Annotated in this window: 10 protein-coding genes; 1 reads left to right on the top strand and 9 read right to left on the bottom strand. The window is 34.0% G+C overall.

Annotated elements, in window-relative coordinates:
* Positions 1–58 precede the first annotated feature (58 nt).
* The 6 genes from PSA_RS03710 to PSA_RS03685 all read right to left on the bottom strand — a co-directional run bounded on the left by PSA_RS03710 (position 59) and on the right by PSA_RS03685 (position 6,612).
* Positions 59–790: a DUF1461 domain-containing protein gene (locus PSA_RS03710; protein ID WP_042150120.1), complete on the bottom strand. Its 732-nt coding sequence runs from the start codon at positions 788–790 to the stop codon at positions 59–61.
* On the bottom strand, positions 783–1,658 hold the full coding sequence (locus PSA_RS03705; RefSeq protein WP_127924203.1) for a DMT family transporter: 876 nt from the start codon (positions 1,656–1,658) through the stop codon (positions 783–785). Before PSA_RS03705 ends, PSA_RS03710 begins: the two co-directional genes overlap by 8 nt.
* A gap of 82 nt (positions 1,659–1,740) precedes the next feature.
* Positions 1,741–2,430 carry a pseudouridine synthase gene (locus PSA_RS03700; protein WP_042150119.1) on the bottom strand — a complete coding sequence of 230 codons (690 nt, stop codon included), beginning with the start codon at positions 2,428–2,430 and terminating at the stop codon, positions 1,741–1,743.
* Positions 2,427–3,452: an RDD family protein gene (locus PSA_RS03695; RefSeq protein ID WP_042150117.1), complete on the bottom strand. Its 1,026-nt coding sequence runs from the start codon at positions 3,450–3,452 to the stop codon at positions 2,427–2,429. Before PSA_RS03695 ends, PSA_RS03700 begins: the two co-directional genes overlap by 4 nt.
* Positions 3,453–3,480: 28 nt before the next feature.
* A complete protein-coding gene (locus PSA_RS03690; RefSeq protein WP_042150116.1) occupies positions 3,481–5,538 on the bottom strand; it encodes a TonB-dependent siderophore receptor in 2,058 nt (685 codons plus the stop codon).
* A 45-nt stretch (positions 5,539–5,583) separates the two neighbouring features.
* Positions 5,584–6,612 carry a metallophosphoesterase gene (locus PSA_RS03685; protein WP_052380171.1) on the bottom strand — a complete coding sequence of 343 codons (1,029 nt, stop codon included), beginning with the start codon at positions 6,610–6,612 and terminating at the stop codon, positions 5,584–5,586.
* Between the two features lie 248 nt (positions 6,613–6,860).
* Between PSA_RS03685 and PSA_RS03680 the strand changes: the two genes are divergently transcribed.
* Positions 6,861–8,951, top strand: coding sequence for a winged helix-turn-helix domain-containing protein (locus tag PSA_RS03680; protein ID WP_042150114.1), 2,091 nt, complete (start codon positions 6,861–6,863; stop codon positions 8,949–8,951).
* Between the two features lie 2 nt (positions 8,952–8,953).
* Here PSA_RS03680 and PSA_RS03675 read toward each other — a convergent pair whose 3' ends face one another.
* The 3 genes from PSA_RS03675 to PSA_RS03665 form a co-directional block, all read right to left on the bottom strand.
* Entirely contained in the window at positions 8,954–10,033 is a 1,080-nt protein-coding gene (locus PSA_RS03675) for an alpha/beta hydrolase-fold protein (RefSeq protein WP_042150112.1), read from the bottom strand.
* Positions 10,034–10,296: 263 nt separating this feature from the next.
* Positions 10,297–11,679 (bottom strand): cytochrome c oxidase accessory protein CcoG, encoded by a 1,383-nt coding sequence (gene ccoG / locus PSA_RS03670; RefSeq protein WP_042150110.1) that lies wholly within the window; start codon positions 11,677–11,679, stop codon positions 10,297–10,299.
* A gap of 149 nt (positions 11,680–11,828) precedes the next feature.
* Positions 11,829–13,253: a sigma-54-dependent Fis family transcriptional regulator gene (locus tag PSA_RS03665; RefSeq protein WP_042150109.1), complete on the bottom strand. Its 1,425-nt coding sequence runs from the start codon at positions 13,251–13,253 to the stop codon at positions 11,829–11,831.
* Between the last annotated feature and the right edge of the window lie 54 nt (positions 13,254–13,307).

The following is a 13,307-nucleotide window of genomic DNA, read 5'->3' as shown; positions in this document are numbered from 1 at the left end:
CTTGTTTTAAATTATTGTTTTTTAATTAAAAAAGCACAACTAACTCCACTCTATTTTCTTATTTATTTTCAACACGCTTTACAATACCAGTGAAAAGAACAAACACACAAAAAGCCAAGGCCACAAGCACAATACTAATTGGTGCAAATAAAATAGGTGCTTTCATCATAGTGGTCATTAGGGAGTCTTGATAGTAAAAAAACCATTGGTTTTCAGCAGGAAAAATCACTTTATGTAACCAATAAAATACTTTTTGAGGGCCTATAATTAAAACCACCAGCCAGCTGTAGCCTATAAATAATAAAATAGATTTTATTTGAAATTTAAAACTTGGAAGAGGTTTATTTTTATATATAAAGCCAAATGAAAGCGTGCACCAAACCACAAAAAAACCTAATGCCATTTTCATTAATATATTCAATAAATATGCCACATCTTGCAAGTGAGTTACCTCTGCCTGATGTAAAAATGTCGATGATACTTCGAAATTTTCAGTATTTTTATACGTATAACTAATTTTGTCTAAACCCACCCCATCATTATGAATAGCAGTGACAATATCTGAAAATAGTGAAACATGCGTATCTTTTGAAGTAAGTTCAAAACCTTTTTTATAATAATTTTGCGGGCCAAATTCTAAAATAGTTTCATCAATAGATAACAAATCATAAAAAGTAGGGTATAAAAAATCCACCTTAAACATCACTATCCAAGCGATAAAAAATGCGATGACTAAACCGCTAAAGCTATATAGAGAAGAAACAAATCCTTGCGATATTTTATTAATCATACATTACCAATATAGCCGCTACAGCAATTAATAATAAACCTAACATATCTTGTTTTTTAGGTTTTTGTTTAAGCCAATAAATGGATATTAAAATAGTAAAAAATACTTCTACCTGCCCTAATGTTTTTACGTAAGGCACATACTGTAAACTCATAGCACTAAACCAACCAATCGAGCCTATACAACTGCAAAAACTAACAGCCGAGGTCGTTTTTTTATGCTGCCAAAGTTTATTTAAGGTGTCTTTTTGAGTAATTGAAATAAATAACAGTAATAAAATAGTTTGTAAGCTAATAACAATTAGCAGCACCCAAGCGGCACTATGTGGAAATGGCAAGCCTATATTATGACTTGCTTCTCGAACCCATAAAGATGTCAGTGCAAACGCACTGCCAGAGCCTAAACCAAGCATAATCGTTTTAAGGTTTGGTCTTTGTTTAAAGGATAAACCACTTAATAAAAATACAGCAACTGCGCCTGTTGCCACACCAAACCAGCCTAAAGCGGATAATTGACTACCAAAAAACATACTACCAAGAATAGCAGCGACAATAGCTTCACTTTTTGCAAGTCCAGCACCTACAGCGTAGTTATTGAGTTTAAATAATTTCACCATCAAAGCAGTCGCAATGATTTGTGCTAAAGATGCGCCTACAATAAATAAAATAAAGGTCGCATTTAATTTTGGCAGCTCAGTTGGCTGCCACTGATATAAAAGAAATAAATAAAGTGCAGCAATAGGCCCAGCGATAATAAACCTTGCCAATGTTACGCCTGATACACTGACCGACTGACTTAACTTACTTTGTAATGCATTACGCCATGCCTGCATAAATGCAGCTAAAAATGTAAATAAAATCCAACCCAAATCGATCTCCTTAAAAATGAACAAGCAATTTATCAGTTGAGTTAACTATTGTATACAAAGGAGAAATGCGAAATATTCAAGTCTATAGAATTATGCATGCCTTGTTGATCTTAACTAACTGCCCTTCGGGTAAGTCGGCAAGGTGATATTTCTCAAATCTGATGCGTTTTAAATCAATCACCTTATAACCGAGTTGATGACTCATTTTTCGGATCTGACGATTAAGTCCCTGGGAGAGTATAATTTTAAAAGTATCAGCTGAAAGTATAGATACTTTACAAGGCAAGGTTAATTGCTTATTAACAATCAAACCACCCGCCATCTGTTTAGCAAAGTCATTATCTAAAGGCTGTTGCTGTGGTTTTACTTGAACCTTAACCAAATATTCTTTTTCATGACTAAAGTCAGGGTGAGTCATTTGATTACAGAACTCACCATCATTCGTTAAAATTAACAACCCTCTCGAATCTTTATCTAAGCGGCCAATAGGATAAACTCGCTGCTCTGTTGGTAAACTATGACTCAAACTGGCTGGATCATCCATATTAAGCTTACAATCAATACCTACAGGCTTATGATAAGCATAATAAACACGCTGTGTATCAACTTTGATTCTCTGTCCAAGTATCGTTATGCAATCATTCTCTGTGACATGATCAATATGATTGGCAGGCTTACCATTAACCATAACATCACCGGCATCAATATGTCTTGAAGCCTGCTTTCGAGAACAGTAACCACTGTGCCCTATATATTTAGCAAGTCTTATCATGTGTCACTTTCAGTCTCTTTCTCATTTATAAAAGGCACTTCTATTGGTGGTAAGTCACCTTTGATTACAACTGTTGCACTAATTTTATCTTGAATTGCTTGTCGGTTTGGATCCCAATAAATCTGCATAAAACCCAATAAACCTGTAGCAAAACCGGCGCCATAACCGCCATAACGACCAAATGAATCCCAGGCATTTAAATACTCACCTGATAATGCGATTACTCTAATACCCATCATTTTTTTACCTGGCGTTTGACCTCTCCAAAGCAAAGTAAATAACGTAAAATACACAGCCGCCCAACCAAATCCTAAACCAAGATCGGTAATGACAACTTTAATCCACTCAACTAAGCTATGGTTTGTTTCAAGAGGAGAACTTACTGAATTATCTTTTTTAGATTGCAGCTTTTTTTGCTCTGATTTATAACTTTCATATATTCCCCAAATAACCGCTCTTACTATTTTTGGATCAGTTTGGCCTGTCAGTTCATTATCAAAAAAACCTTCATTTGCAATGTCTTTGTTATTCGCTTTTAGTTCATTTAACGCAGTTTGCTGACAGCTTAATTCACATTCATCTGCTTTAGTGGCTTCTAAATAATCCTCAATTCCTTTCTGTTGCTGCTCAGTCAAAGTCACATCACTTGAAACTGTAATTAAATCTTCTGAATGCTCGAAATAATCAACCGTTTCATCTAATAACGCCATACTGGCCACAAATAATATAATCGCAGCACTAAACTTTAAAAATTTACGTAGCCAAATTTTTGTTTGTGGTAGGTATTTATCATTCATGCCACGATAAAATGCTAACGCAGCCACAACCGATATTAGCGCAGCACTGAGTTTAGCAGCGACAAATATAAAAAATACATCTATCAAGATAGCAAAACCACGCCTATTAGCGCTTGCCAGCGGCAGCCCTAATAAGCTTTTGTTAATTTTAAAGGCGTAAGGTGTGATGATTTCTCTGCATTCTTCATTTGATAAATGAAGATCTTCAAATTCTTTAGGTTCCATGATTTATTTATATCTATTTTAAGTAGTTTTAGAATTTATAACTCAATGAGACTTTAGCGCTTCGTCCCTGCTGAGGATAAGGATGCACTGTCGTACCGCCTTGCTCGTATTGATGGTCTAATACATTATGTAAATTAAACTCAATATTAAAGTCAGATGTGATTTGGTGTTGATAATTTGCATTTAATACTAATGCTGGATCAACACTATACTCTTTAGCATTGACCTCACCTTCCATAAAAATAGGTGACGTTTGCGAGCCGATATAACGAATAATTAAATTAAAATCACTGTTTGGTGATACTGCTATCGTACTGATGAAGTTTGCAGTTAAGCTTGGTACATTATGAACATCGCCGTCAGTTTCACCATAATTTTCTGAACTAATCGCTTTTTGGTAACCTACCACAACTTTTAAACTCACATCTTTATGTTGATATTGACCTTCAAACTCTACCCCCCAGCTTTTTAGCTCTCCGGCATTGATATAGTTTGGACCTAAAATATCAGCGTTATTATCCCTAAAAATAAAGTCGCTCAATTCGTTATAATAAATATTGGTAGACAGTATTAGATTTTGATCTAAAAGCGTAAATGTGGGTGTTAACTGTATAGATTCTAACCTTTCAGGCTTTAAGTTTTCACTTCCTTGAAAAGAGGGCAAGGTACTAAAGCGATTCCAAAAAGTTGCATCTACAAATGACGATGCGTAAGACAGTTTTAAATTGAATTGTTCACTTTTGTTATAAACCAAAGACAATCTCGGGCTGAAATCTTCAATATATTCAGTTTCATAACGGGATTTATAATCATATCTAGCCCCAATATTAGCAAGCCATAAGTCGTTTAACCTATATTTCATTTGCACAAATATTGATGCGATAGACTCCTTTGCTTTTGGTAATAAATCAGCTCTACCCTCAATAGGTAATAAGTCTGAGCCTTCAAAAGAAGTTAACAGTTCGCTATCTTTTATCTTCATAGCGTCATACTGAAAGCCAATTAAATAATTAGCATTTTGAGTTTGTTTATTAATACTAGAGATCAAACCAACTGAACGCTCTCGCCATGAAGGCGCCAAATAAGTTTTTGTTTCCGGGTTCACGACCACTAAAGAATTAATTTCATTTTCATCCAGGTATATTTCTTGATGCCATAACCAATTATTAAGTTGCTTATCAAAACTAAAATTATAATGTTGCGATTGCCAACCTAAACCTGGCCCTATGCCATTTAACTTTGCATAATCATCGTAATCATAAGGCTCACCAGTTTTACCACCGCCAGAAAAAGGCTCTATATAATGACCCCTTCGCCAATTGGCATAAAAGCTCCAATTATCATCTTTAATTTTAGCGCCTATATCGTAGCTAGGTAGATCATCATAACCACCAATAATGGCACTATCACTTTGACTTGTCTTGGATAAATAAATAGGACTATTAGGAATATTAATTGTATCCCCTTCACTTTTAAAATACTGTCCCCAAGCAAGTACATCTAAATCAGCGATAGTTTGACCGTGTAAGAAATTAACTTGTTGCGTATTATTTTTAGCTAAGCCAAGGGTTACTAGAGTTGAATCTAGCTCACTGCCTTTTTTCAAAATAATATTGATAGTCGCTGTTAATGCAACATTGCCATATAAAGATGAAGCAGGACCTCTAAGAACTTCTATTTGTTTAATTTTATCTAAACTAATCCCATAATCAGGCGCCGCCATAGAGTAGCTACGGCTATTTAACCTATGCCCTTCAATCATGATTAATATTTTTTGCTGTGAAGATGTGAATACACCTCGAGCAGCTACATTTTGCTCATTTTGGTCTTCTACACTGGTGAAGTTTGGTATAAAGGTGGTTAATAAATCTTTTAAATTGCGAGCGCCCGTTTCGTCTATCATTTGAGCTGTGATCACAGTAATAGGTACAGGCACATCTGCGAGGGACTCTTTAAAAAGAGAAGCCGAAGTAACTTCTATTTCGACTAGCTCTTCTAAAGATAGAGAAAATATATCTTCATCAGCACAGGCTGTATTGATAAAGATAAAAGCTAAACTGAATAAACTACCGCGAATAAAGTTCAAAGCAGATTCTTTTTTATTATACTTTTTATTTATTCTAGAGTTTATCTAGTGAAACAACAACGATTGTTTTCCCTGCATATCAGCACGAATAAATTTATTGTCTTGCCAAATGAGTAACTCGCCATTTTTACCTCTTTTGATTGAGGCATCAATCGCTAAAATTTTATCGTTAAACCGTGTTTCAAGTTGCTTCATCGAAGTATGACCCACAATAATACGCTTAGCATCTAGTTGCTTTAATAAGCTTTCTATTTGTTTTTGGTCTAACTCACCCTCTTTAAAGAAACCGCGATACCAAATAGGCCCTGTAGATGCATGCAGCACTTTATATATATCATGAGATTTCACCTCTTTTTTACTAAGACCTATACTGTTTCTAAACTGTTCATTAGCCTCTTCTAAGCTTAGGTTTAAATCTAAGAAATCTTGATGTATGCCACCATGTAAAAATACAAAACTATTAACTTTAATGACAGTTGATTTGCTACGTAACCAACGACCTAATACTGTATCTTCGGCAAAAAGTGCTTTTAAATCTCGGTTAATCACTTTAAGTGTGCTGATATATTTATTATGTAGGTAACGCTCATCTCCGCGTAAAACCATATATTCATGATTTCCTAATAAGTAATGTAATTTACCGCCCGCCTTTACTGCTTGTTGCTCTAATTTATAGACTAACCATAATGCTTCTGTCACAGTATCACCACGGTCAAAAATATCACCTGTAATAACTAAATGTCCCTTGCCCCAACTCCAGTTATGCTCAGCATCAATCACACCGTTTTTCTCAAGTAACTGTATAAAAATATCAACTTGACCATGTATATCACTAATTGCAGCTATTTTTTCTGCATTGTTATATACATCTGTTTCATTAATTTTAAATGTTTTAGGGATTGATAAATCACCTTTATAATCAGAGATGTTGAGCTGATTATTATTAATTTGATATTCCATCAAAGCTTTATCACCACCAATCAAATAAGGCCCATCACTATATAATTTTGCCGCTGATACTAAATTTGTAAAACAAGCTAAGAAGCTTGTGAACAGTAAAATATGAGTTTTCAATTTTTATATCTCTTAATCTTTTTATCTATTGTACATCTGAGCAAAAATATAATTTGTATACAAATCTATCTTTCTCTTTTTAATCTCTATTTAAAGTTTATCCAATTAAAACAATTAGATAATAAATTAATTTAAAAATAGTAATTTGTATTTATGTCGCTTTATCCGTTTATTGTTATTAGAAATTATGACCTTTCATGATACCTTGTGATTGATTTTTGTATGAGATTTAAATTTTTAGGGCTTAAATGAAACCTGTTTGGATAGATGGAAACAAAATAGATTGGCAACGCAGCGAACTTATCACCCCAGCGAGTACCACCTCTATAGAGCCAAAAATATTAGCTGTTTTAAAAGTACTGGTTGAAGCTAATGGCGATGTTGTTTCACAACAGCTAATTTTAGATGCCGTATGGAAAAGTGTCGTAGTTGCACCCAATGCACTTCAGCGCTGTATTGCACAACTAAGAAAGCTATTTTCGGATGATGCAAAAACACAAAAGGTGATCAAAACACACCCTAAAAAAGGTTATAGTTTAGTTGCTAATATCTCTTTATCAGCCCCAGTCCTAAATAACTTAATTGATGAGAAAAACAAAAGTTCACAATCCGATATAAAGCATTCATCAACACAAGCTAAACTCTATGTGTTTTTGGTCACTGTAATTATTTTCTTTATTGGTTTTTACTTAGTGAAATCATTTAATGGTTTTGAAAAGCAATATAAAACAATGGAGTCATTCACAAGTTCAGACAGTATAGAGAGCATGCCATCCCTATCTCATGACAAACAATTGCTCGCATATATTAATACCCAAGCTGATGATGAATTTTCAGATAAATCTCAATTAATTATTAAACACTTACCTTCTCAAACAGAATCCGTTTTATTAACTGATACGCGTTTCAAAGGCAGACTCTCTTTCAGTCCAGATAATCAATCTATTACTTACTCACAAGTACGATTTTTTAATAACACAAAATGCGCATCTATAATGCAACTCACCATTGAAACCAAAAAAGTAAAACAACTTATTCCGTGTGAAAATAGCTTTTATCATGATGCGCAATGGCTTGATAGTAATACTTTAATAACACTAAAAACAAATAAGATAGGCGATAGCGAATTTATATTATTTGATGTTTTATCAAATAAACAAACAAAATTTACTACTGATTTTCAAAAGCCAATCAGCTTCGCCTATAACCCGCTCTCACAACACATGGCTGTTATCTCTCAATCTATTAACGATAAATACCAGTTATCATTTTCTGCACTCAACCTAATAAACTCAAAGCTGATCACAACTAATCACTACCCTTTACCTATGAGCAATGTAAATCAAGCTCAGCCAAAATGGTTTAATGAAAACAAACTAATAATTGCCGCAGATAAAAAAATATATTGGTTTGATAATTCAGGCCTAATGAATACCACAGAGATACTGACACCTAATACAATATTTTCTGCACAGCCGTTTAATTCTCATGGCGATATACTTGCAGTATTAGGCCAACAAGATATGGATGTTAGATTACGTACATGGGATAAAACTAATTCAGATAACTTTACTGATCACGTGGTTGAACGCTCTACAAAAAAGGAATATTCAAGTAAATTTCAACCAAACACTCAAAATATAGGTTTGGTATCAAACCGAACAGGGCATGATCAAATTTGGCTCAATAGCAGCCAAGGATTAAAACAATTAACGGATATCAAAAATGAACCAATAAGTACTTTTTTATGGTCTACAAATGGCAATAAATTAGCCTTTTTAACAGATAATGCAGTTTGGACTAAAACCTTAAACAACCCTGAAAAAGCATTAAAACTCAATTTTAAAGTCAAAGGTATTTACCAATGGTGGCAAGATGGAAACTCTGATTATTTATTAGTTAACGCATTAATATTTGATAAAGCGTCAAATAAAACCCAGCCAAAAATCATATCGCTTAACTTAAAAACTTTAGATTTTACTGTCGAATTTATAGGTGAAAACTATTGGGCACAAAAAACATCAACCAATACTTTGGTTATGAACGATCATCAAGGACGTATTTTTAAACTAGTTAATAATCAAAAACAAATAATTAAAGATTTAGATCACATAACAGTGCAGTGGCGCTATTACTGGCGCAACAACATGCTGTATATACAAGATAAGCAACAGAATATTTGGCAATATGATGCGATAAAAGACCAAGCAAATATTATTCAGCAGTCTGATTTAAACTCTCTGTTTATGACTGATTTCAATCCTTTAGAAATGAAAATGCTGTCAGACAATTACGCCCCACAGCAAAAAGATTTAGTGTTATTGAAAGCAGCAAACTAATATTATAATTTTAATACTTTTAATTTATTTTGGATAAATTGAATGCTTTCGTCATCACCCTTTGCTTTAGCTAAAATAAGCGCTTTATTATAAGTCTGTTTGGCCGCTCTATTCTTCTTAGCGGCCAATTGCGCTTTTGCTAAACGTGTTAAGTAATAAGCGTTTTCTGGTGATTGATTGACTACCAATTTAAGAGTTTTAATCGCATCAGTATATTGAGAGTCCTTTAATTGCATATCACTTAAATCCATCAAAGTATTAATTGAAGATAACTCATAACCATATTTCGCTTTTAAATTATCGTAATAAACCTCTACACTCTTTACCCCAGATGCTTTAAATTGCGTCATATCTGCAGGGCTACGGTCTGAAAATAGTTTTTGCACCGCTTTAGATACACCTACCATAGGCCCAGTCATATAATTATCTGTTCGAAAATCTTCTGTATGCCAAGTTAAATCATTATGCGCATATTGATTTAACTTCTTTTCTAATCCCTCAAATAAAGGGGCATTACTAGTGAAGCTGCCTAGGCTTAAATATAGACTTTTATTTTTATAATCAGGCGAAGCCAATCGATTATCAAATTTAGTCAATAAACCTGATTTATCCAAAACTAAAGCAGGGCTTACGCTAATATATGCATTAAATAGTTCAGGTTTATTAGCTAAAACATATAAAGGAAAATTACCACTACTGGAAAAGCCTTCTAAAATATTAAACGGATGTGTTTTAAAGTGTTTGTTTATATAAGGCATCACTTCTTGATTTAAAACTTCAATAGTTAAATCACTATTGATACCTGAGGCAGAAATATATTTAGGCTCCATATCTGTTTCAATTTCAATATAAGGCACTGTGACGATAATCACTTTAGGTAAAGCACCAAAACCTACATGGCTCAACCAAGCTAATTGTTCTTTCAGAACGTTTATTCGACTGCCTCCTGCTGTTGTATAAAATACAGGATAACGCTCATCAGAGTCATCTTTATAACCATCAGGTAAATACACCTTAAATTTAACATCATGACTGGCAAACTTACTCGGCAATACCACAGGCAGCTCTATATTTTTTGCCATTAAATAACTGCAATTAAAGATGAAAAAGAAACATAGCAGCAATATATATTTATTAAATCCGTTTTTAATATCGTTCATAGTACTCTCAATTATTTAATATAAAATTCAAAGTTACTATCCTTTAAGTCACTGCTATTAAATTGATTTTTAGATGATAAAAAGCTGATGGTTTTATGATGAAATAAAAAATAACCCACTTATTTTTAGATAAGTGGGTTATGGTTACAAGATAAGTTGGGTTTAATTACCTGTAATATAAAGTGTTAGTTTTTATAAAACCGAGATGTTTTAACTAGCTTAATATCTGGGTTTTCTACCGATTGAATTGTAAAATTCACATCTGTTATTTTCTTTTTAATATCATATCCGTCAGCGGTGATGGTGACAGGGACTCGATGCATCAACCCTGAACCAATTTTAATGTCTTTTGATACATCGAGTATGCCACCTAATACACCGTCTGATGTAATATTAAAGTGCAGTGGTTTTTGTGTTTTGTTTATAATTCTTAAAGTATAAGTATTCTCAACTAAACCTTCATAATTAACACGGTAAAGTGCATTACGATCTCTTAATATAGAGGTTTCTAACGGTACACGGTTAAATGCCCACAAACCCATAAGTACAAATAATAAAACTGTCAATACACCATAACCGACAAGCTTCAACCTAAATTTATTGACGCTTTTACCAGATAGTGCATGCTCACTGGTATATTTAATTAAACCTTTTTCATAACCAAATTTATCCATCGTATCGTCACATGCATCAATACATAAACCACAGTTAATACACTCATACTGCATACCATTACGAATATCGATACCTGCCGGACATACCTCTACACATAAGTTACAGTCAACACAGTCACCTAAACCAAGTTTTTTAGGGTCATCTTTACGTTTACGGCGGCCTCTGTTTTCGCCTCGTGCTGTATCGTAAGCAACAATTAAAGTATCTTTATCAAACATGACCGCTTGGAAACGAGAATATGGGCACATGTATATGCACATTTTTTCTCTTAACCAACCCGCATTGCCATAAGTACAAATAGCAAATAAAAATACCCAACCACTGGTGATACCAGACCATTCAAGTGACAACATTTCACTATACAAATCAGTAGCAGGAATAAAATACGACATAAAAGTTGTTGCTGTGAATAGAGATAAAATTAGCCAAATACTATGCTTAGCGAATTTTTTACTAACTTTACTTACTGACCAAGGAGATTTATCTAATTTGATCCTCTGATTACGTGTGCCTTCAATTTTATGCTCCACCCAAATAAATGCTAAAGTCCAAATTGTTTGCGGACACATATAGCCACACCAAACACGACCTAACCAAACCGTGATAAAAAATAAAGCAAAAGCAGCCCCCATAAATAGACAAGCTAAGATCATGAAATCTTGCGGCCAATAAGTGACACCAAAGATACGGAACTGCTGCTGAGCAACATCTAATAAAACGGCTTGCTGACCATTATATTGAATAAAAGGGATCAGGATGAAGCTAAGCATGAGTATCCAACCCATAACTCTGCGAATTTTTTGAAAGTATCCTTTTTGTTCTCTGACATAGATCGGCCCATCGGTTTTATAGGGCTTGATGATCATATCTTCTTCTTTAATATCGAATTTCATATTGCTACAACTCAGTGACGGATTCACTTAGTTATAATCAAATATCGAGCCAAGAAGATGACATTATAAGCCATTGATTTAATTTAAAATAAATCTAATGTTAAATTAAAGAAAACACGACATATCACATACACACGATATATCGCGCTTTAATTACGACTTATATTTAATTTTTTCATTCGAGATCTCAAAGTACTATCTGGCATACCCAATATTTGAGCTGCACCTTGTTCACCGCCTATACGCCAACGACATTCACTTAATACTTCTAAAATATAGCGTTTTTCAATTTCAGCTAGTGGTACTTTTGTAATGTTTGGCACGTTTTTACTGATATTAAAGTTTTGTTTAATATGCAGAATTTTACCTGTAGATAAAATCATTTCTCTTTCTAGGATATTTTGTAATTCACGAATGTTACCCGGCCAGTTATAACGCATTAATTTATCTAAACTGCGATTATTAATACCCTCGACTTGTTTATGCAGTTTTTGATTTAATTGATGTAATATGCTTTTAGCTAAAGCAGGAATGTCTTCAATACGTTGTCTTAATGCAGGCACCTCAATCGGAAAAACATTAAGACGGTAATATAGGTCCATTCTAAACTTACCTTGTTCAACCATTTTGAGTAAATTTTGATTAGTAGCAGCAATAATACGAATATCAACAGCAATAGTTTGATTACCGCCCACTCGTTCAAATTCTCTTTCTTGCAAAACCCGCAAAAGTTTACTTTGCGCCTCTAACGGCAGCTCGCCAACTTCATCTAAAAATAAAGTCCCTTTATGTGCCAGCTCAAAACGTCCTTTACGTATTTCATTTGCCCCTGTGAAAGCACCTTTTTCATAACCGAATAACTCTGACTCTAATAAACTTGCAGTAAATGCCGCGCAATTTACTTTTACTAATGGAGAGTGGCATCGAGCGCTTAACTGGTGTAAATTTCTAGCGATGACTTCTTTACCTGTGCCATTTTCACCTAAAATTAATACTGTACTATCTGTTTGCCCTACTAACTCTATTTGCGACAACATTTGTTTAAAACAATCAGTTTTACCAACTAAACCAGAATCAGCCCAACCTTCATTAATCTCAGCTTGTAAGTAAGTATTTTCAGCTTGGAGTTTTTCCGTAAGTTGTTGTACTGTTTTTAATGCATCGCGTAACGCCTGATCTGTTTCCCTTTGCTGGCTTACATCTCTAAATACTGCAACTGCACCTATTAACTTGCCATCCTTATGAACCGGTGTAGATGTATATTCAACAGGAAAACTCGTGCCATCTTGACGCCAAAAGACTTCATGGGTAATTTTGCGTTCAATACCATCGCGCATTGTATTATAGATATTACATTCTTCTGCTGGATAATCACTGCCATCAGCATGACTATGATGATGATATTTATGGATGTTTTTACCCAATAAATGCTTTGCTTTCCAGCCTGTCATACGTTCAGCTGCTGGATTAATAAATACCGCATTGCCATCTAAATCAAAACCATAAATACCTTCACCTACGGCGTTTAGTAATAATTCAGAGTCTGCTAAAAATTGCTTTATTGGGTGTGCCACTATTGTTTATTCCATTGCGCGATATATCGTGGCTTTAATTATGAGTGATAAAAG

Origin of the sequence: Pseudoalteromonas sp. '520P1 No. 423', from assembly GCF_001269985.1 — a bacterium.
GTDB lineage: Bacteria > Pseudomonadota > Gammaproteobacteria > Enterobacterales > Alteromonadaceae > Pseudoalteromonas.
This window is presented reverse-complemented; position numbering and strand designations above follow the sequence as displayed.